The sequence below is a fragment of the Citrobacter sp. CK191 genome (assembly GCF_030333435.1).
GTDB lineage: Bacteria > Pseudomonadota > Gammaproteobacteria > Enterobacterales > Enterobacteriaceae > Citrobacter_B > Citrobacter_B koseri.
In genome coordinates, this window is record NZ_JAOWFX010000022.1 from 1 (window position 1) to 21060 (window position 21060).

General features: G+C 55.4%; 18 protein-coding genes, 1 rRNA gene and 1 riboswitch. Of the genes, 11 read left to right on the top strand and 8 right to left on the bottom strand.

Translation table 11 applies throughout. From position 1 onward, the window contains the following. Positions 1 to 20 precede the first annotated feature (20 nt). Positions 21 to 1562 (bottom strand): 16S ribosomal RNA (locus tag OGV82_RS05535). Positions 1563 to 2184: 622 nt separating this feature from the next. On the opposite strand from OGV82_RS05535, the gene purH reads away from it, so the two are divergent. Both purH and purD read left to right on the top strand, forming a co-directional pair. Continuing rightward, positions 2185 to 3774 carry a bifunctional phosphoribosylaminoimidazolecarboxamide formyltransferase/IMP cyclohydrolase gene (gene purH, locus OGV82_RS05540; protein ID WP_101744404.1) on the top strand — a complete coding sequence of 530 codons (1590 nt, stop codon included), beginning with the start codon at positions 2185 to 2187 and terminating at the stop codon, positions 3772 to 3774. Between the two features lie 15 nt (positions 3775 to 3789). Further along, positions 3790 to 5079 (top strand): phosphoribosylamine--glycine ligase, encoded by a 1290-nt coding sequence (gene purD, locus OGV82_RS05545; RefSeq protein WP_101744405.1) that lies wholly within the window; start codon positions 3790 to 3792, stop codon positions 5077 to 5079. 74 nt (positions 5080 to 5153) lie between these two features. Here purD and OGV82_RS05550 read toward each other — a convergent pair whose 3' ends face one another. From OGV82_RS05550 to nudC, 6 genes are all read right to left on the bottom strand, one after another. Beyond that, on the bottom strand, positions 5154 to 5846 hold the full coding sequence (locus OGV82_RS05550) for a DUF1481 domain-containing protein (protein ID WP_024130651.1): 693 nt from the start codon (positions 5844 to 5846) through the stop codon (positions 5154 to 5156). Between the two features lie 11 nt (positions 5847 to 5857). Continuing rightward, positions 5858 to 6130: a nucleoid-associated protein HU-alpha gene (gene hupA, locus OGV82_RS05555; protein ID WP_001044509.1), complete on the bottom strand. Its 273-nt coding sequence runs from the start codon at positions 6128 to 6130 to the stop codon at positions 5858 to 5860. Positions 6131 to 6316: 186 nt separating this feature from the next. After that, positions 6317 to 6907, bottom strand: coding sequence for a YjaG family protein (locus OGV82_RS05560; RefSeq protein WP_012133796.1), 591 nt, complete (start codon positions 6905 to 6907; stop codon positions 6317 to 6319). Positions 6908 to 6949: 42 nt separating this feature from the next. Continuing rightward, complete coding sequence (gene nfi, locus OGV82_RS05565) at positions 6950 to 7621, bottom strand: deoxyribonuclease V (protein ID WP_012133797.1); 672 nt, start codon at positions 7619 to 7621, stop codon at positions 6950 to 6952. Positions 7622 to 7630: 9 nt separating this feature from the next. After that, positions 7631 to 8695 carry a uroporphyrinogen decarboxylase gene (gene hemE, locus OGV82_RS05570; protein ID WP_012133798.1) on the bottom strand — a complete coding sequence of 355 codons (1065 nt, stop codon included), beginning with the start codon at positions 8693 to 8695 and terminating at the stop codon, positions 7631 to 7633. Positions 8696 to 8734: 39 nt separating this feature from the next. After that, positions 8735 to 9508, bottom strand: coding sequence for an NAD(+) diphosphatase (gene nudC / locus OGV82_RS05575; protein ID WP_047459742.1), 774 nt, complete (start codon positions 9506 to 9508; stop codon positions 8735 to 8737). Between the two features lie 96 nt (positions 9509 to 9604). On the opposite strand from nudC, the gene OGV82_RS05580 reads away from it, so the two are divergent. The 9 genes from OGV82_RS05580 to OGV82_RS05620 all read left to right on the top strand — a co-directional run bounded on the left by OGV82_RS05580 (position 9605) and on the right by OGV82_RS05620 (position 16651). Further along, positions 9605 to 10108: an Rsd/AlgQ family anti-sigma factor gene (locus tag OGV82_RS05580; protein WP_012133800.1), complete on the top strand. Its 504-nt coding sequence runs from the start codon at positions 9605 to 9607 to the stop codon at positions 10106 to 10108. 50 nt (positions 10109 to 10158) lie between these two features. Continuing rightward, positions 10159 to 10268, top strand: a riboswitch (TPP riboswitch). An 85-nt stretch (positions 10269 to 10353) separates the two neighbouring features. Beyond that, the gene (gene thiC, locus OGV82_RS05585) at positions 10354 to 12249 is read left to right on the top strand and encodes a phosphomethylpyrimidine synthase ThiC (RefSeq protein ID WP_047459745.1); all 1896 of its coding nucleotides are present in this window, start codon (positions 10354 to 10356) and stop codon (positions 12247 to 12249) included. Continuing rightward, positions 12249 to 12884 (top strand): thiamine phosphate synthase, encoded by a 636-nt coding sequence (gene thiE, locus OGV82_RS05590; protein ID WP_047459748.1) that lies wholly within the window; start codon positions 12249 to 12251, stop codon positions 12882 to 12884. Before thiC ends, thiE begins: the two co-directional genes overlap by 1 nt. Continuing rightward, on the top strand, positions 12877 to 13635 hold the full coding sequence (gene thiF, locus OGV82_RS05595) for a thiazole biosynthesis adenylyltransferase ThiF (RefSeq protein ID WP_047459752.1): 759 nt from the start codon (positions 12877 to 12879) through the stop codon (positions 13633 to 13635). Before thiE ends, thiF begins: the two co-directional genes overlap by 8 nt. Beyond that, positions 13616 to 13816 (top strand): sulfur carrier protein ThiS, encoded by a 201-nt coding sequence (gene thiS / locus OGV82_RS05600; RefSeq protein ID WP_012133804.1) that lies wholly within the window; start codon positions 13616 to 13618, stop codon positions 13814 to 13816. Before thiF ends, thiS begins: the two co-directional genes overlap by 20 nt. A gap of 1 nt (position 13817) precedes the next feature. Further along, complete coding sequence (gene thiG / locus OGV82_RS05605; protein WP_012133805.1) at positions 13818 to 14588, top strand: thiazole synthase; 771 nt, start codon at positions 13818 to 13820, stop codon at positions 14586 to 14588. Then, positions 14585 to 15715, top strand: a complete 1131-nt coding sequence (gene thiH / locus OGV82_RS05610) for a 2-iminoacetate synthase ThiH (RefSeq protein WP_012133806.1) — start codon at positions 14585 to 14587, stop codon at positions 15713 to 15715. Before thiG ends, thiH begins: the two co-directional genes overlap by 4 nt. Before the next feature lie 308 nt (positions 15716 to 16023). Next, a complete protein-coding gene (locus OGV82_RS05615; RefSeq protein ID WP_012133808.1) occupies positions 16024 to 16329 on the top strand; it encodes a PTS sugar transporter subunit IIB in 306 nt (101 codons plus the stop codon). A gap of 4 nt (positions 16330 to 16333) precedes the next feature. Next, complete coding sequence (locus OGV82_RS05620; protein ID WP_012133809.1) at positions 16334 to 16651, top strand: PTS lactose/cellobiose transporter subunit IIA; 318 nt, start codon at positions 16334 to 16336, stop codon at positions 16649 to 16651. 146 nt (positions 16652 to 16797) lie between these two features. On the opposite strand, the gene rpoC is transcribed toward OGV82_RS05620, so the two are convergent. Continuing rightward, complete coding sequence (gene rpoC / locus OGV82_RS05625; protein WP_012133810.1) at positions 16798 to 21021, bottom strand: DNA-directed RNA polymerase subunit beta'; 4224 nt, start codon at positions 21019 to 21021, stop codon at positions 16798 to 16800. Positions 21022 to 21060: the final 39 nt, after the last annotated feature.

Here is a 21060-nt window from a genome sequence, read left to right on the forward strand (position 1 = left end):
CAAAGGCAGGTTCTTTAAGGTAAGGAGGTGATCCAACCGCAGGTTCCCCTACGGTTACCTTGTTACGACTTCACCCCAGTCATGAATCACAAAGTGGTAAGCGCCCTCCCGAAGGTTAAGCTACCTACTTCTTTTGCAACCCACTCCCATGGTGTGACGGGCGGTGTGTACAAGGCCCGGGAACGTATTCACCGTGGCATTCTGATCCACGATTACTAGCGATTCCGACTTCATGGAGTCGAGTTGCAGACTCCAATCCGGACTACGACATACTTTATGAGGTCCGCTTGCTCTCGCGAGGTCGCTTCTCTTTGTATATGCCATTGTAGCACGTGTGTAGCCCTGGTCGTAAGGGCCATGATGACTTGACGTCATCCCCACCTTCCTCCAGTTTATCACTGGCAGTCTCCTTTGAGTTCCCGGCCTAACCGCTGGCAACAAAGGATAAGGGTTGCGCTCGTTGCGGGACTTAACCCAACATTTCACAACACGAGCTGACGACAGCCATGCAGCACCTGTCTCACAGTTCCCGAAGGCACATTCTCATCTCTGAAAACTTCTGTGGATGTCAAGACCAGGTAAGGTTCTTCGCGTTGCATCGAATTAAACCACATGCTCCACCGCTTGTGCGGGCCCCCGTCAATTCATTTGAGTTTTAACCTTGCGGCCGTACTCCCCAGGCGGTCGACTTAACGCGTTAGCTCCGGAAGCCACGCCTCAAGGGCACAACCTCCAAGTCGACATCGTTTACGGCGTGGACTACCAGGGTATCTAATCCTGTTTGCTCCCCACGCTTTCGCACCTGAGCGTCAGTCTTCGTCCAGGGGGCCGCCTTCGCCACCGGTATTCCTCCAGATCTCTACGCATTTCACCGCTACACCTGGAATTCTACCCCCCTCTACGAGACTCAAGCCTGCCAGTATCAGATGCAGTTCCCAGGTTGAGCCCGGGGATTTCACATCTGACTTAACAGACCGCCTGCGTGCGCTTTACGCCCAGTAATTCCGATTAACGCTTGCACCCTCCGTATTACCGCGGCTGCTGGCACGGAGTTAGCCGGTGCTTCTTCTGCGGGTAACGTCAATTGCTGCGGTTATTAACCACAACACCTTCCTCCCCGCTGAAAGTACTTTACAACCCGAAGGCCTTCTTCATACACGCGGCATGGCTGCATCAGGCTTGCGCCCATTGTGCAATATTCCCCACTGCTGCCTCCCGTAGGAGTCTGGACCGTGTCTCAGTTCCAGTGTGGCTGGTCATCCTCTCAGACCAGCTAGGGATCGTCGCCTTGGTGAGCCGTTACCCCACCAACAAGCTAATCCCATCTGGGCACATCTGATGGCAAGAGGCCCGAAGGTCCCCCTCTTTGGTCTTGCGACGTTATGCGGTATTAGCTACCGTTTCCAGTAGTTATCCCCCTCCATCAGGCAGTTTCCCAGACATTACTCACCCGTCCGCCACTCGTCAGCGAAGCAGCAAGCTGCTTCCTGTTACCGTTCGACTTGCATGTGTTAGGCCTGCCGCCAGCGTTCAATCTGAGCCATGATCAAACTCTTCAATTTAAGTTTGATGCTCGTGAATTAAACTTCGTAATGAATTACGTGTTCACTCAGAGACTTGGTATTCATTTATTGTCCGAAGACATTAAGAATCCATGTCACTTTGAGTGCCCACACAGATTGTCTGATAAATTGTTAAAGAGCAGTTGCGACGCGCTTTAGCGCTCTGTCGCGAGGTGGCGTATATTACGCGTTCCTCTTTCAGAGTCAACCCTGAATTTCAGGATTTTTTTCTTTAATCAACCGGCTGTTTGTGTGAAGTGATTCACATCCGCCGTGTCGATGGAGGCGCATTATAGGGAGTTCTCCGCAGGCCGCAATAGAAAAATGACAGAAAAATGACTGACTGCTGCATTCCCCAGCAAAACCCCGCCTTATACCCTTTTACACACAGAGTTATCCACAATCCTGGCGATCATTTCCTGAATCTCTCCTTAATAAAGACGCGCTCAATACAGGAATAAAAGGGTATCGAATGGAAAAAGAAAAATTCGCGAGCGTTGCGCAAACGTTTTCGTTACAATGCCACCGCAAAACAAGGATGCCCCGTAAGGGGCGTTAGCTGAGTTTTTCACGAAAAATTCAGCTAACGCTCTCTGTAATAGTCAAATCCAGGGGATTTACCATGCAACAACGTCGTCCAGTCCGCCGCGCTCTGCTCAGTGTTTCTGACAAGGCCGGTATCGTCGAATTCGCCCAGGCACTTTCCGCACGCGGTGTGGAGCTGCTGTCTACAGGGGGCACTGCCCGTCTGTTAGCAGATAAAGGTCTGCCGGTGACCGAAGTTTCCGATTACACCGGTTTCCCGGAAATGATGGATGGACGCGTGAAGACCCTGCATCCGAAAGTACACGGCGGTATTCTCGGTCGCCGTGGTCAGGATGACGGAATTATGGAACAACACGGTATCGCGCCAATCGATATGGTTGTTGTTAACCTGTACCCGTTCGCCCAGACTGTCGCTCGTGAAGGTTGCTCGCTGGAAGATGCCGTAGAGAACATTGATATCGGCGGCCCGACCATGGTGCGCTCCGCTGCCAAGAACCATAAAGATGTCGCTATCGTTGTAAAGAGCAGCGACTACGACGCCATTATTAAAGAGATGGATAGCAACGACGGTTCACTGACCCTTGATACCCGCTTCGATCTCGCCATTAAAGCCTTCGAACACACCGCTGCCTACGACAGCATGATTGCCAACTACTTCGGCAGCATGGTTCCGGCATATCACGGTGAAAGCAAAGAGGCCGCTGGCCGCTTCCCGCGTACCCTGAATCTGAACTTCATTAAGAAGCAGGATATGCGCTACGGCGAAAACAGCCACCAGCAGGCAGCCTTCTATATAGAAGAGAATGTGCAAGAAGCATCTGTTGCGACCGCGCAGCAGGTACAGGGCAAAGCGCTTTCCTACAACAACATCGCCGATACCGACGCGGCGCTGGAGTGTGTGAAAGAGTTCAGCGAGCCCGCCTGCGTCATCGTGAAGCACGCTAACCCGTGCGGCGTGGCGGTAAGCTCTTCTATTCTCGACGCCTACGATCGCGCATACAAGACTGACCCGACCTCCGCATTCGGCGGCATCATCGCGTTTAACCGCGAACTGGATGCCGAAACGGCACAGGCCATCATCTCCCGTCAGTTTGTCGAAGTGATCATTGCGCCTTCCGCATCTGAAGACGCCCTGAAGATTACCGCCGCCAAACAGAACGTGCGTGTACTGACCTGTGGCCAGTGGGCACAGCGTGTGCCGGGCCTGGACTTCAAACGCGTTAACGGCGGCCTGCTGGTTCAGGATCGTGACCTGGGTATGGTAACGGCAGGCGAACTGCGCGTGGTAACCAAACGTCAGCCGAGCGAGCAGGAACTGCGTGACGCGCTGTTCTGCTGGAAAGTAGCGAAGTTTGTGAAATCCAACGCGATTGTGTACGCGAAAGAGAATATGACTATCGGTATTGGCGCGGGCCAGATGAGCCGCGTTTATTCCGCGAAGATCGCCGGTATTAAAGCGAGCGATGAAGGACTGGAAGTAAAAGGTTCCGCAATGGCATCTGACGCGTTCTTCCCGTTCCGCGACGGTATTGATGCTGCTGCCGCTGTTGGCGTGAGCTGCGTGATCCAGCCCGGTGGCTCCATCCGTGATGATGAAGTCATTGCCGCCGCTGATGAACACGGCATTGCGATGATCTTCACCGACATGCGTCACTTCCGCCATTAATTCACGGAGCAGACAATGAAAGTATTAGTAATCGGCAACGGCGGGCGCGAACACGCCCTGGCGTGGAAAGCGGCACAATCACCGCAGGTTGAAACCGTGTATGTCGCGCCAGGTAACGCCGGAACAGCGCTGGAACCGGCGCTGCAAAACGTCGCTATTGGCGTCACGGATATTCCGGCACTGCTGAGCTTTGCCCAGAACGAGAAGATCGATCTGACCATCGTCGGCCCGGAAGCGCCGCTGGTGAAAGGCGTGGTGGATACTTTCCGCGCCGCTGGCCTGAAAATCTTTGGCCCAACCGAAGGCGCCGCGCAGCTGGAAGGCTCCAAAGCCTTCACCAAGGATTTCCTCGCTCGTCACCAGATTCCGACGGCGGAATACCAGAACTTCACGGAGATCGAACCCGCGCTGGCTTACCTGCGTGAGAAAGGCGCGCCGATCGTCATTAAAGCCGACGGACTGGCTGCCGGGAAAGGCGTGATTGTGGCGATGACGCTGAGCGAGGCCGAAGCCGCCGTTCATGACATGCTGGCAGGTAACGCGTTTGGCGACGCGGGACACCGTATCGTGATCGAAGAGTTCCTCGACGGTGAAGAAGCGAGCTTCATCGTGATGGTCGATGGCGAGCATGTGTTGCCAATGGCCACCAGCCAGGATCACAAACGCGTCGGCGATGGCGATACCGGGCTGAATACCGGCGGTATGGGCGCTTACTCCCCGGCGCCGGTGGTGACCGACGAGGTTCATCAGCGCACGATGGAGCGCATCATTTGGCCAACCGTAAAAGGCATGGCGGCGGAAGGCAATACTTATACCGGCTTCCTGTACGCTGGGTTGATGATCGATAAGCAGGGCAACCCGAAAGTTATCGAATTCAACTGCCGCTTTGGCGACCCGGAAACCCAGCCAATCATGCTGCGTATGAAATCCGATCTGGTTGAACTTTGTCTGGCTGCCTGCGACGGTAAGCTGGACGAGAAAACGTCTGAGTGGGATGAGCGCGCATCGCTCGGCGTGGTGATGGCGGCTGGCGGTTATCCGGGCGACTACCGCACAGGCGATGTGATCCACGGTCTGCCGCTGGAAGAGGTGGCGGACGGTAAGGTATTCCATGCCGGCACCAAACTGGCGGAAGATGACCGGGTCGTAACAAGCGGCGGTCGCGTACTGTGCGCCACTGCGCTAGGCCATACCGTTGCCGAAGCACAGCAGCGTGCCTACGCGCTGATGGCAGATATCCGCTGGGATAACTGCTTTAGCCGCAAAGATATCGGCTGGCGCGCGATCGAACGCGAGCAAAACTAACGCTGACACCTCTTATCCGGCCTATGGAGAGCAACTGTAGGCCGGATAAGACGCAAGCCGCCATCCGGCAATCATCAGAACGTCTTCTCTATAGGTTGCCAGTGGCAGAAGTCTTCATTGGCCACCAGCAGCAGCTGAGAGCCATCAGGCGCCTCCAGCCATGCCACACTCACCTCTATCGATGAACGCTGCTGACGTCGCTCTATGTGGCTGATAGCCCACGCATCCAGGTCTGGTTTCAACGTTTCGCCTTCGCAGGTAGTTACCGTACGGTCTGCATGCCAGCGTCCCTGACGCAGCACGACGCGCCCCTGACGCAATGCGTCACTGGTCTGGCGGATCTGATTGGCGCGATAGCGGTATAAGGCGATCTGGTCGCTGGAAAGCTGCTGCTTCTGCCCGTCGACTTCATGCTGCATAAAACTGAGCTCGCCATGATCGTCGAAGCGTGCGCGAATATGTTCAGAAGGTTTGCTGTAAATATTGAGTTCAATCAGGGAGAGCATGTCGCCCTGCCAGCGGTATTCGCTGGTTGTGGTGCTGCCGTTACGCCACGGGCTAAAGACCGAGAGCAGATGGACGCCATCGCTGGAATCTTTACGCCAGATGCGTACCGCACCCTGGTCGTCAACATAACCGCTGGCCGTAAACGGTGGAAGCGTCGTGTTATGGCTACAAGCGGACAGCAACAGCGCGCCTGCCAGCGTCAGCATACGACGCCAGACAGACAAAAGGGGCGAGAGCGCCCCTTCATTAAAACTGTTCACTGCCACGCGAATTACTTAACTGCGTCTTTCAGTGCTTTACCAGAAACAAACGCCGGTACATTCGCTGCAGCGATTTTGATTTCTTTACCGGTCTGCGGGTTGCGGCCAGTACGCTCAGCGCGGTGGTTCACTTTGAAGGTACCGAAACCAACCAGTTGTACAGCATCGCCTTCTTTCAGAGACTCAGTAATAGCAGCCAGAGTGGATTCCAGAGCAGCTTTAGCCTGGGTTTTGGACAGTTCTGCTTTGTCTGCAATTACATCAATCAGTTGAGTCTTGTTCATAAGTTATCCTTACAATGTGTTTATCGCTTGCTAAGCATCGAGTGCGACGGAAATGCCAGAAAAGCACTCTCCTGCATACACGCACCGATAGCCACTTTTTTTCGCCCCCCAAATGTAGACCAGACGGGGGGCGGAAGGGAAGCCTCCAGGCACGACAAATCAGGCGTTAAATCACGTTTTCTGGTGTCATTGCTCAAAATTTATACCGATATTGCTCTCACCGGCCTCGCGCAGGTCTGCCCGAAGCCCTTTTATCAGCTCAATATCGCGTTCTTCGCAGTCGGCCAAAAGTCGGAATATTTCCCACTGAATGTCCCATTCCTGTTCAACAGCCGGGTTTTCTTTGAGCTCTTCATCGGTCATTTCTCGACCAGCCTGAGTCATTTCCAGCATCGCAACCGTGGTAATGGATGTCTTACTGACCTCAATGGCATGTTCCAGCGTTTCGCCACTGAGACGAGAATGCATTAACTCGCTTAATGCAACGCAGGCATCAATCGCCGGGTAAACGCCGTACAGATCAAAATCGTCAGCAGCCGGAATCGCTTCCTCAAACTTTTCCAGCTGGCTGTCAAAATTGACCTTCGCATCTTTCACCGTCAGCGTTTCCCAGATGAGATCCAGGATTCGGCGGTACACCTGCCCATCGCCAAAACCCGTCTGCTGACAGAACATGGCATAGTTCGGATACATACGCTCGCACAAACAAGCCATAAAGGTGACGTGCTGCCAGCTTTCCAGGCGTTCCAGACGCAGATGAATCGGGTTTTGTAACATGTTGAATTCTCGAAATCAGAAATGAGCCGCAGTGTACCTGAATCAGCGGTGATTTGCTTGCCAGCGCACAAACGCCGGACGCTCTGATGCCACCGCATCCGCCCAGCGCGTCGGTTCCGGCAGACGGTAGCCTTGCATACAGCGCTGCACCCACGCCAACGCGCTGTCGGTACTCACGCGATGTCCGGTCGCGATAAACAGCGGGTTACAGCGCGCTTTACTGCGCCAGACCCAGGCTAACTGCTCGCCTTTGTCCATCAGCGGAGCCAGCGCGCCAGGTTCGGCGGAAAGCGGCTCAAACTTGCCGCACAGCCGTTTTTTCGCTACGCCGATGGTGGGTACATCCATCATCAATCCAAAGTGGCTTGCCACCCCCAGACGACGCGGGTGGGAAATACCGTGCCCATCGACAAAGACTAAATCCGGTTTTTGCGACAGCTGTTCCCACGCCGCCAACAGCGCAGGATACTCGCGAAAGGAGAGGAAGCCGGGGATATACGGCATGGTAGTGGCGATACGCGCCACTTTGTATTCCACCAGTTCAAGCGCTGGATACGTCAACAGCACCATCGCCGCTCGCGTCACTTCCCCGCCCTGCTCGAACCCAACATCCGCCCCGGCGATCAGATCCGGCGGATCGTTATCAAGGCGATCCTCGCGGATCACCGACGAGGCGAGTTCAATTTGTTGAGCGCGTAGCGACGCGAGATCCATAATGACTCCTTAGCGGTGGTACTGTTCGGACAAGCGGTGTACCGCATCAACAAATGCGCCCGCGTGCTCCGGTGGTACATCCTGGTGGATGCCGTGTCCAAGATTAAAGACGTGGCCTTCACCCTGGCCGAATCCGGCGAGAATCGTCGCCACTTCCTCTTCAATGCGCGCCGGTGGCGCATAGAGCATGGACGGGTCCATATTGCCCTGTAGCGCCACTTTATGGCCCACGCGACGGCGCGCGTCGGCAATATCGGTTGTCCAGTCGAGACCTAACGCATCACACCCGGTTTCCGCCATCGCCTCCAGCCACTGGCCGCCACCTTTGGTGAATAACGTGACCGGTACACGGCGACCGTCGTTTTCCCGCAGCAGACCATCAACGATTTTATGCATGTAATACAGCGAGAACTGCTGGTAATCGCGCCCCGTCAGCACGCCGCCCCAGGTGTCGAAAATCATGACCGACTGCGCGCCCGCTTTAATCTGCGCGTTGAGATACAGAGTGACGCTTTTCGCCAGCTTATCGAGCAGCGCATGCAGCGCCTGCGGATCGGCATACATCATTTTTTTGATGACGGTAAAGGCTTTGCTGCTGCCGCCTTCCACCATGTAAGTCGCCAGCGTCCACGGGCTGCCGGAAAAACCGATCAGCGGAACGTCACCTTTCAACTCGCGGCGAATCGTACGCACCGCGTTCATCACGTAGCCCAGTTCGTCTTCCGGGTCAGGAATCGGTAGCTTATCGACATCCGCTTTACAGGCGACTGGCGAAGTAAAGCGCGGGCCTTCCCCGGCCTCAAAATAGAGTCCCAGCCCCATCGCATCCGGGATGGTCAGAATGTCCGAGAAGAGGATCGCCGCATCAAGCGGGTAGCGCCGCAGCGGTTGTAGCGTGACTTCGCACGCCAGCTCAGCATTTTTGCACAGCGACATAAAATCGCCTGCTTGTGCGCGGGTGGCTTTGTACTCCGGCAGATAGCGGCCTGCCTGGCGCATCATCCATACCGGGGTAACATCAACGGGCTGGCGCAGCAGCGCACGCAGATAACGATCGTTCTTCAGTTCGGTCATTTTGCAGTTCCTTCATTGCGTCAGGGTGCCAGTGTACCATCACTCATACTCAGCCCGACACATTGCCACAGTATCTTCGATCAAACGACGCGCCACCGTGCCCGGCGGCGGCAATAACGGAAGATCGTCATAGCGATACCAGCCCGCTTCCAGCAGCTCTTTCGGGTCGATGACAATCTCGCCGCTGTCATACTCCGCCATAAACGCCGTCATCAGCGATTGCGGGAACGGCCAGGGCTGTGAGGTCACGTAACGCAAATTTTTCACTTTGATGCCGCTCTCTTCCATCACTTCGCGCGCGACCGCCTGCTCTAAGGTCTCCCCCACTTCCACAAACCCGGCCAGCACCGTATGAACACCGTTGCGATGGCGCGTATGCTGGGCCAGTAAAATGGAATCGGCGCGCCGGATGGCGACAATAATGCAGGGAGCAATCTGCGGATAGTAACGCTCGCGGCAGTGGCTGCACAGCATCGCCCATTCGGTCTTGCTTGGGTACATGGGGTGGCCGCAGTAACCGCAGAATTTGTGCGAACGGTAAAATTCCGCCAGCTGCACGCCCCGCCCCGCCAGTTGAAACAGGCCAACGTCCCGATCGATAACCTGCCGTACCGACCCCATATCATGCCGACGATGCTGTAACACCAGCCAGACAGGCTCCCCTTCCCACTCGCCAATCAGGAGTGCGCGCTGCCCCACAAGATCGAAATTTGTCGCTTCGCCATATGGCAATTCTCCACGAGGCAACCATAATTTTTGCTCGTGACTGACGATCCACCAACCGTGATCTAATTTTTCAATAATACGATCCATAGCTCTTGCACTACCTTTGCTTCACTGGCATGTTGTTAACATTATATTTACATTTTTCAGGTGAGCAGTTTTAAATCTAAACTTGCGGAGTCAATCATGCTAAACCAGCTGGAAAGCCTGACGGAACACGTCGAAGGAAGTAATAAACTGGTTGATCGCTGGCTACATGTACGTAAGCACCTGCTCGTGGCTTACTACAATCTGGTTGGTATTAAGCCTGGCAAAGAATCGTACATGCGGCTGAATGAAAAAGCGCTGGATGATTTTTGTCAGGGCCTGGTCGACTACCTTTCCGCCGGACACTTCAGTATTTATGAACACATTATCCGTGAAATGGAAGAGGGAAACCCGCGTTCAACCGCAACGCGCCTCCATTCATTGCTGGAAGCCAATACTCAACAGATCATGGAATATTACGACTCCAGCCTGGAGAACGCGATCGATCACGATAATTATGCGGAATTTCAGCAAGTGCTCTCCGACATCGGCGAAGCGCTGGAAGCGCGGTTTACGCTGGAAGATAAACTCATCCTGCTGGCCTTCGACAATAATCTAACGCTTAATGCCCAGGATGAAAGCGGAATTGCACGGCCTGCTTGAGTTATGAATCAGTAACGAGTAATTTACATCCATTGCCCCGTCGCCGGGGTTACATCTTGTCGGAGTGCCGTGTGTGAAAACACAGGCTGAGACCGTTAATTCGGGATCCGCGGAACCTGATCAGGCTAATACCTGCGAAGGGAACAAGAGTAAACTGCTTTATGCGTCAGCCTGTACGGGCAACGCGCATCCATTACTCCATCCGTCGTCTGACAAGCCACGTCCTTCACTTTTTGGAATGAGCTATGTCTGCAACAAAATTGACTCGCCGCGAACAACGCGCCCAGGCCCAACACTTTATCGACACCCTGGAAGGCACCGCCTTTCCGAACTCAAAACGTATTTATATTACCGGCTCACAACCGGACATCCGCATTCCGATGCGTGAAATCCAGCTAAGCCCCACGCTCATCGGCGGCGGCAAAGATAATCCGCAATACGAAGAGAACGAAGCCATCCCGGTCTATGACACCTCTGGCCCCTATGGCGATCCTGATGTCGCCATTAACGTTCAGCAGGGGCTGGCAAAACTGCGTCAGCCCTGGATTGAGGCTCGTGCAGACAGCGAAGAATTGACCGACCGTAGCTCGGCGTACACCAAAGAACGTCTGGCCGATGATGGACTGGACGAGCTGCGTTTTACGGGGCTGCTCACGCCGAAGCGCGCCAAAGCGGGCAAGTGCGTAACGCAACTGCATTATGCGCGTCAGGGGATTGTAACCCCGGAAATGGAGTTCATCGCTATTCGTGAAAACATGGGTCGTGAGCGCATTCGCGGCGATGTGTTACGCCAGCAGCATCCAGGCGTTGGGTTTAGCGCGCGCCTGCCGGAAAACATCACGCCGGAATTTGTTCGTGACGAAGTGGCCGCCGGTCGCGCGATTATCCCGGCCAACATCAACCACCCGGAATCCGAACCGATGATCATCGGACGCAACTTCCTGGTGAAGGTCAACGCCAATATCGGCAACTCAGCGGTCACTTCCTCCATTGAAGAAGAGGTGGAAAAACTGGTGTGGTCGACGCGCTGGGGCGCAGATACGGTGATGGACCTCTCAACCGGTCGCTATATTCACGAAACTCGCGAGTGGATCCTGCGTAACAGCCCGGTACCGATCGGCACCGTGCCGATCTATCAGGCGCTGGAGAAAGTGAACGGGATCGCCGAAGATCTCACCTGGGAAGCCTTCCGCGACACGCTGCTGGAGCAGGCCGAGCAAGGGGTAGACTACTTCACCATCCACGCGGGCGTGCTACTGCGCTATGTGCCAATGACCGCAAAACGTCTGACCGGTATCGTCTCGCGCGGCGGTTCGATCATGGCGAAATGGTGCCTCTCTCACCATCAAGAAAACTTCCTCTACGAGCACTTCCGCGAAATCTGCGAGATCTGCGCCGCTTACGATGTCTCGCTGTCGCTGGGCGACGGTCTGCGTCCGGGATCGATTCAGGATGCGAACGACGAAGCACAGTTTGCCGAGCTGCACACGCTGGGCGAGCTGACCAAAATTGCCTGGGAGTACGACGTGCAGGTGATGATTGAAGGCCCTGGCCACGTACCGATGCAGATGATCCGCCGTAACATGACCGAAGAGCTGGAACACTGCCACGAAGCGCCGTTCTACACCTTAGGGCCACTGACCACCGATATTGCGCCGGGCTACGACCACTTCACCTCCGGCATTGGCGCGGCAATGATTGGCTGGTTTGGCTGCGCCATGCTCTGCTACGTAACGCCAAAAGAGCACCTCGGCCTGCCGAACAAAGAGGATGTGAAACAGGGGCTGATCACCTACAAAATCGCGGCGCATGCCGCCGACCTGGCAAAAGGCCATCCTGGCGCGCAAATCCGCGATAACGCCATGTCGAAAGCCCGCTTTGAATTCCGTTGGGAAGACCAGTTTAACCTGGCGCTTGATCCGTTCACCGCCCGCGCCTACCACGACGAAACCCTGCCGCAGGAGTCCGGTAAAGTGGCGCACTTCTGCTCCATGTGCGGCCCCAAATTCTGTTCAATGAAGATCAGCCAGGAAGTCCGCGACTACGCGGCGGCGCAGACCATCGAGGTAGGAATGGCGGATATGTCAGAAAACTTCCGCGCTAAAGGCGGTGAAATCTATCTCAGGAAGGAGGAGGCATAATGTATCAGCCCGATTTTCCGGCGGTGCCTTTCCGCCTGGGGCTTTATCCGGTCGTTGATAGCGTGCAATGGATCGAACGCTTGCTGGAAGCGGGTGTCCGCACCCTCCAGCTACGTATCAAAGACAAGCGCGACGAAGAGGTGGAGGACGACGTATCAGCCGCTATCGCGCTGGGCCGCCGCTACAATGCCCGCCTGTTCATCAATGACTACTGGCGACTGGCGATCAAACACAACGCTTACGGGGTGCATCTCGGTCAGGAAGATCTGGAAACCACCGACCTTAAGGCGATTCAGGCTGCCGGGCTGCGCTTAGGCGTTTCCACCCACGATGACATGGAAATCGACATAGCGCTGGCGGCCAGACCGTCTTATATCGCACTCGGCCACGTATTCCCGACGCAAACCAAACAGATGCCGTCCGCGCCGCAAGGACTGGAGCAGCTGGCGCGCCATATTGAACGTCTTGGCGATTACCCCACCGTTGCCATCGGCGGGATCAGCCTCGAACGCGCCTCGCCGGTGCTGGAAACCGGTGTGGGCAGTATTGCCGTCGTCAGCGCCATTACCCAAGCGGAAGACTGGCGCGAAGCAACGGCGCAGTTACTGGCAATCGCGGGGGCTGGCGATGAATGATCGCGACTTTATGCGCTACAGCCGACAAATTTTGCTCGGCGATATCGCCATTGAAGGGCAGCAAAAATTGCTCGCCAGCCGGGTTCTGATTGTCGGTCTGGGCGGTTTGGGTTCCCCTGCGGCGCTCTATCTGGCGGGCGCTGGCATCGGTACGCTGGTTTTAGCCGACGATGACGAAGTGCATCTGAGCAATCTGCAACGGCAAATCCTGTTCACCACAGATGATATTGCCCGCCCTAAATCCCAGGTGACAAAGCAGCGGCTGGCGCGGCTGAACCCGGATATTGAACTGCTGGCGTTACAGCAGCGCCTCACTGGCGATGCGCTCCGCCATGCGGTTGAGCGCGCCGATGTGGTACTCGACTGTACCGACAACATGGCGACCCGTCAGGAGATCAACGCCGCCTGCGTCGCGCTGGATACTCCACTTATTACCGCCAGCGCCGTCGGCTTTGGCGGCCAGTTGATGGTGCTGACGCCGCCCTGGGAGCAGGGCTGCTACCGCTGCCTGTGGCCGGATGATGAAGAACCGGAACGCAACTGCCGCACAGCAGGGATCGTCGGCCCCGTTGTCGGCGTGATGGGAACATTGCAGGCGCTGGAAGCCATCAAGTTACTGAGCGGGATGGACATCCCCGGCGGCGAGTTGCGGTTATTCGATGCCAAAACCAGCCAGTGGCGCAGTCTGGCATTGCATCGCGCCAGCGGTTGTCCGGTATGCGGAGGGCATCATGCAGATTCAGTTCAATGATGAACCTATGCAGTGCGCTGACGGCCTGTCCGTTATCGATCTGCTCACTCAGCTTAACCAACTGAAACCAGGGGCGGCGCTGGCGCTGAATCAACAGATCCTGCCGCGTGAACAGTGGGAACAGCAAATCGTGCAGGAAGGCGACCAGATCCTGCTTTTTCAGGTTATTGCAGGGGGTTGATATGTTACGTATTGCAGATAAAACGTTTGATTCACATCTGTTCACCGGCACGGGGAAATTTGCCTCTTCACAGCTGATGGTCGAGGCGATTCGCGCTTCCGGCAGCCAACTGGTCACGCTGGCGATGAAACGCGTGGATTTACGCCAGCACAATGACGCGATTCTGGCGCCGCTTATTGATGCCGGGGTAACGCTGCTTCCCAATACCTCCGGTGCGAAAACAGCGGAAGAAGCCATCTTCGCCGCGCAACTGGCGCGGGAAGCCCTGGGCACACACTGGCTGAAACTGGAGATTCACCCCGACGCGCGCTGGCTGCTACCGGACCCTGTCGAAACGCTGAAAGCCGCAGAAGCGCTGGTAAAACAGGGGTTCGTCGTGCTGCCCTACTGCGGCGCCGACCCGGTGTTGTGCAAACGTCTTGAGGAGGTTGGCTGCGCCGCCGTCATGCCGCTCGGTGCGCCCATTGGTTCAAATCAGGGGCTGGAGACGCGCGCGATGCTGGAGATCATCATCCAACAGGCCACCGTTCCGGTGGTGGTCGATGCCGGGATCGGCGTTCCCAGCCACGCCACACAGGCGCTGGAAATGGGCGCCGACGCGGTACTGGTGAATACGGCGATTGCGGTAGCGGATGATCCGGTGATGATGGCGCAGGCTTTTCGCCTGGCGGTTGAAGCCGGAGTTATGGCGCGTCGGGCCGTACCCGGAACGCGCAGCAGCTACGCTCAGGCCACCAGCCCGCTCACCGGATTTCTGGAGGCTTCGGCATGAAAACGTTCACCGACCGCTGGCAACAGCTGGACTGGGACGATATTCGCCTGCGCATCAACAGCAAAACCGCCGCCGATGTGGAACGGGCGCTTAACGCCACGCAACTTAGTCGCGACGACATGATGGCGCTGCTTTCACCCGCCGCCAGCGACTATCTGGAGCCGTTGGCCCAACGTGCGCAGCGCCTTACCCGTCAGCGCTTTGGCAATACCGTCAGCTTTTACGTGCCGCTGTATCTCTCCAATCTGTGCGCCAACGACTGCACTTACTGCGGCTTTTCCATGAGTAACCGCATTAAGCGCAAGACGCTGGATGAAACAGAAATAGGCCGTGAATGCGAGGCGATTCGCGAGCTGGGTTTTGAGCATCTCCTGCTGGTCACTGGCGAGCACCAGGCCAAAGTCGGCATGGACTATTTTCGTCGTCATTTGCCCGCTATCCGCCGCCAGTTTTCTTCACTCCAGATGGAAGTGCAGCCGCTGGCGGAAGAAGAGTATAGCGAGTTAAAAACGCTGGGGCTTGACGGCGTGATGGTCTACCAGGAGACCTACCATGAGGCGATTTACGCACAACACCATCTGAAAGGGAAAAAGCAGGATTTCTTCTGGCGGCTGGAAACCCCGGACAGGCTGGGTCGGGCAGGTATCGACAAAATTGGTCTCGGCGCGTTGATTGGGCTGTCTGATAGCTGGCGTGTGGACTGCTACATGGTAGCCGAGCATCTGCTCTGGATGCAGAAGCATTACTGGCAGAGCCGCTACTCTATCTCCTTCCCGCGTCTGCGCCCGTGTACTGGCGGCGTCGAACCCGCCTCCATCATGGATGAGCGCCAGTTGGTGCAAACCATTTGCGCATTTCGTCTGCTGGCGCCGGAGATTGAGCTGTCGCTCTCAACGCGCGAATCGCCGTGGTTTCGCGATCACGTTATTCCTTTGGCGATTAATAACGTCAGCGCATTTTCAAAAACGCAGCCAGGCGGCTATGCCGATAATCATCCCGAGCTGGAGCAGTTTTCTCCTCATGACGATCGCCGACCAGAAGCCGTTGCTAATGCACTGACCGCACAGGGGTTACAGCCCGTCTGGAAAGACTGGGATAGTTATCTGGGGCGTGCTTCGCAAACATAATGCACGAACGTGACACGGCGTAATTTTTTTGCGCGCCGGTGCGTAATACAAAAAACGGGAGATTGTCGTCAGGCTCCCGTTTTTTTATGTTGTTATGGTCGGCAGCGGACGCTGACCAGGGCGAAAAATTCCTTCCTCATTTCGCCCTGCCTTCACATCTGGTCAGACGGTCTTTGCAGACCTCATCGGATTACTGCAACCGGTTTCAGTTTTTGTGTGATGCTTTACACACATTCACTTTAAGACGGTTGTTCTCCCCCCGGCCACAGGCTAAAGATGAAGAACCAAGGGAACCGTGAGAGCCGATTATGAAGAATATCGTTTTATGCTGTGCCGCCGGGATGTCCACCAGCATGCTGGTGCAACGGATGAAAGACGCCGCTCAGAAGAAAGGGGTTGAAGTCAGTATCAAAGCTGTTCCGGTGGCTGAATTTAAAGAAAACATCGCCACTGCGGATATTGTTTTGCTTGGCCCTCAGGTCAAGTATGAACAGGCGAAATTGCAGGCGCTTGCCGACCCCTTAGGTAAAAAGGTCGCGGTTATCGACATGATGGATTACGGCATGATGAAAGGCGATGCCGTGCTGGAAAAAGCCCTCAAGCTCATGGAGTAATAGCATGGAAGAGTTAGAGACGATCATCATGGAGCTGCTGGTCAACGCAGGCGCAGCCCGTAGTTCGGCACTGACCGCACTGCAACTGGCGCGAAAAGGCGATTTTGCTGGCGCCGAGAAAGCGATGGAAGAGTCGCGCGAGTTTGTCAAACTGGCACACGGCATCCAGACAAAGCTGATTGGGATTGATGAAGGAACCGGAAAACTGCCTGTTAATCTGATCACCGTTCATTCCCAGGATCATCTGATGAACGCAATGGTTATTCAGGATTTGGCGGGGGATATGATTGAGCTTTACCGTCGGTTGCCGCTGGTGAATTAAAGCGTACCGCAGACCCGTTGCCGGATGGCGGCTACGCCTTATCCGGCCTACAAGTTCACCCCGTAATCCGTAGGCCTGATAAGCAAAGCGCCATCAGGCATAAAAAAACCCGCCGAAGCGGGTTTTTTTATTATGGTCAGCAACGATTAATCGTTATCAGAACCGCCCAGGCCTGCGTTCAGCAGTTCTGCCAGGCTGGCAGACGCATCTTCAGCAGTCACCTGCGGTGCAGCCGGGAGTTCACCCGCAGCACGGCGACGCATACGATCCTGGTGGTACGCATAACCGGTACCTGCCGGGATCAGACGACCCACGATAACGTTCTCTTTCAGGCCACGCAGTTCGTCGCGTTTACCCGCAACGGCTGCTTCGGTCAGGACACGCGTGGTCTCCTGGAACGATGCCGCAGAGATGAAGGACTCGGTTGCCAGAGACGCTTTGGTGATACCCAGCAGATCGCGGGAGAACGTTGCACCCACTTTGCCGTTCGCTTCCAGGTCGCGGTTAGCGATCTTGACGCGGGAGTATTCAACCTGCTCGCCTTCCAGGAAGTCGGAGCTACCTGCATTTTCGATGGTGGCTTTACGCAGCATCTGACGAACGATAACTTCGATGTGTTTATCGTTAATCTTAACGCCCTGCAGACGGTATACGTCCTGTACTTCGTTAACGATGTAACGAGTAACAGCATGAACACCACGCAGACGCAGAATGTCGTGCGGCGCTTCCGGGCCATCGGAAACCACGTCACCACGTTCTACACGTTCACCTTCGAACACGTTGAGCTGACGCCATTTCGGAATCATCTCTTCGTACGGCTCGCTACCGTCTACCGGGGTGATAACCAGACGACGTTTACCTTTGGTTTCTTTACCGAAGGAAATGATGCCGCTGATTTCAGCCAGGATTGCCGGCTCTTTCGGACGACGCGCTTCGAACAGGTCAGCAACGCGCGGCAGACCACCGGTAATATCCTTGGTACCGCCGGATTCCTGAGGAACACGCGCCAGGGTGTCACCAGAGCTGATCTGTACGCCATCTTCCAGCTGAACAATCGCTTTACCCGGCAGGAAGTACTGCGCAGGCATATCGGTGCCAGGGATCAGAACGTCGTTACCCTGAGCATCAACGATTTTCAGCGCCGGACGCAGGTCTTTACCACCCGTAGTACGCTCAGCGGAATCCAGAACCACCAGAGAAGACAGACCGGTCAGCTCGTCAGTCTGACGAGTAATGGTCTGGCCGTCGATCATGTCAGTGAAGCGGACGAAACCACTTACTTCGGTGATAACCGGCATGGTGTGCGGGTCCCAGTTTGCAACGGTTTCGCCGCCGGCAACCTGCTCACCATCACCTTTCGCCATAACAGAACCGTAAGGCACTTTATAGCTCTCTTTGGTACGACCGAATTCGTCGATCAGTTTCAGCTCGGTGTTACGGGAGGTTATAACCAGTTTACCGCTGGAGTTCACAACCGACTTCGCATTGCTCAGACGGATGCTACCTTTGTTTTTCACCTGGATGCTGGATTCAGCAGCCGCACGAGATGCCGCACCACCGATGTGGAACGTACGCATCGTCAGCTGTGTACCCGGCTCACCGATGGACTGTGCCGCGATAACGCCGATAGCTTCACCTTTGTTGATGATGTGGCCACGCGCCAGGTCACGACCGTAGCAGTGCGCACATACACCAAAGTCGGTGTCACAGGATACAACGGAACGCACTTTAACGGCGTCAACAGAGTTCTCTTCCAGCAGGTCACACCACTGTTCGTGCAGCAGCGTGTTGCGCGGAACCAGAATATCTGCGGTGCCCGGCTTCAGTACGTCTTCAGCAGTCACACGACCCAGTACGCGATCGCGCAGCGGCTCTTTAACGTCGCCACCCTCGATAACCGGAGTCATCAGGATACCTTCGTGAGTACCGCAGTCGTCTTCAGTTACCACCAGATCCTGCGCAACGTCAACCAGACGACGAGTCAGGTAACCGGAGTTCGCTGTTTTCAGTGCGGTATCCGCCAGACCTTTACGCGCACCGTGAGTGGAGATGAAGTACTGGAGTACGTTCAGACCTTCACGGAAGTTCGCGGTGATTGGCGTTTCAATGATGGAGCCATCCGGCTTCGCCATCAGACCACGCATACCAGCAAGCTGACGAATCTGTGCCGCAGAACCACGCGCACCGGAGTCGGCCATCATGTAGATGCTGTTGAAGGAAACCTGCTGCTCTTCCTGACCGTCACGGTTAATCACGGTTTCAGTCTGTAGGTTATCCATCATCGCCTTGGATACACGATCGTTCGCCGCAGCCCAGATATCGATAACTTTGTTATAGCGTTCGCCCGCTGTTACCAGACCAGACTGGAACTGTTCCTGGATCTCAGCAACTTCGGCTTCCGCTTCGGAGATGATCTCGTGTTTCTTCTCCGGGATAACCATATCGTCGATACCAACGGATGCACCTGAACGCGCTGCATAAGCAAAGCCGGTGTACATCGTCTGGTCCGCAAAAATAACGGTCGGTTTCAGGCCCAGAATACGGTAGCAGGTGTTCAGCATTTTAGAGATGGCTTTCTTACCCAGCGCCTGGTTGACGATGGAGAAAGGCAGACCTTTCGGTACGATCATCCACAGAATGGCACGGCCGATGGTCGTGTCTTTCAGGCTGGTTTTCGCCACGAATTCGCCGTTAGCATCTTTTTCGTATTCGGTGATACGCACTTTAACGCGCGCATGCAGAGAGGCCAGGCCAGCGCGATAAATACGCTCAGCTTCTTTCGGGCCAGTCAGCACCATGCCTTCGCCTTTGGCGTTAACACAGTCACGGGTCATGTAGTACAGACCCAATACAACGTCCTGAGACGGAACGATGATAGGTTCGCCGTTCGCCGGGGACAGGATGTTGTTGGTAGACATCATCAGCGCACGCGCTTCCAGCTGGGCTTCCAGCGTCAGCGGTACGTGAACAGCCATCTGGTCACCATCGAAGTCGGCGTTATATGCCGCACAAACCAGCGGGTGCAGCTGGATAGCTTTACCTTCGATCAGTACCGGTTCAAATGCCTGGATACCCAGACGGTGCAGTGTTGGCGCACGGTTCAGCAGTACCGGGTGTTCGCGGATAACTTCGTCCAGGATATCCCAAACGACAGCTTCTTCACGCTCAACCATTTTCTTCGCGGCTTTGATGGTGGTGGCGAGGCCACGCAGTTCCAGCTTGCCGTAGATGAACGGTTTGAACAGCTCCAGCGCCATTTTCTTCGGCAGGCCGCACTGATGCAGACGCAGGTATGGACCTACGGTAATAACAGAACGACCGGAGTAGTCAACACGCTTACCGAGCAGGTTCTGACGGAAACGACCCTGTTTACCTTTGATCATGTCGGCCAAAGATTTCAGAGGACGTTTGTTAGAACCGGTGATCGCACGACCGCGACGACCGTTATCCAGCAGGGCGTCAACCGCTTCCTGCAACATACGTTTTTCGTTGCGTACGATGATGTCCGGCGCAGCCAGATCCAGCAGACGTTTCAGACGGTTGTTACGGTTGATCACGCGACGATACAGATCGTTCAGATCCGACGTTGCGAAACGACCACCATCCAGCGGAACCAGCGGACGCAGATCTGGCGGCAGAACCGGCAGAACGGTCAGGATCATCCACTCTGGTTTGTTACCAGACTGAACGAACGCTTCCAGCAGTTTGATACGCTTGGTCAGCTTTTTACGCTTGGTTTCGGAGTTGGTTTCATTCAGCTCTTCGCGCAGAGTTTCACACTCTTGCTCCAGATCCATACTCTTCAGCAGGGCCTGAATAGCTTCCGCACCCATCTTCGCGTCGAATTCGTCACCGAACTCTTCCAGCGCGTCCAGATACTGTTCTTCAGTCAGGATCTGCTGGCGTTCCAGGTTAGTCATACCGCCTTCGATAACCACATAGGATTCGAAGTACAGCACGCGTTCGATATCGCGCAGCGGCATATCGAGCAGCAGGCCGATACGAGACGGCAGAGATTTCAGGAACCAGATGTGAGCAGTCGGGGACGCCAGCTCGATGTGGCCCATACGCTCACGGCGTACTTTAGTTTGGGTCACTTCAACGCCGCACTTCTCACAGATCACACCACGGTGTTTCAGGCGCTTGTACTTACCGCACAGGCACTCGTAATCTTTTACCGGCCCGAAGATACGGGCGCAGAAAAGGCCGTCACGCTCAGGCTTGAACGTACGGTAGTTGATGGTTTCCGGCTTTTTAACTTCACCGAAAGACCATGAACGGATCATGTCTGGCGAAGCCAGAGCAATTTTGATCGCATCAAACTCTTCGGTTTTAGTTTGCGCTTTCAGAAACTTTAATAAGTCTTTCACGGATTTGCTCCCGTCGGAGTTAGCACATTCCGCTGCCGG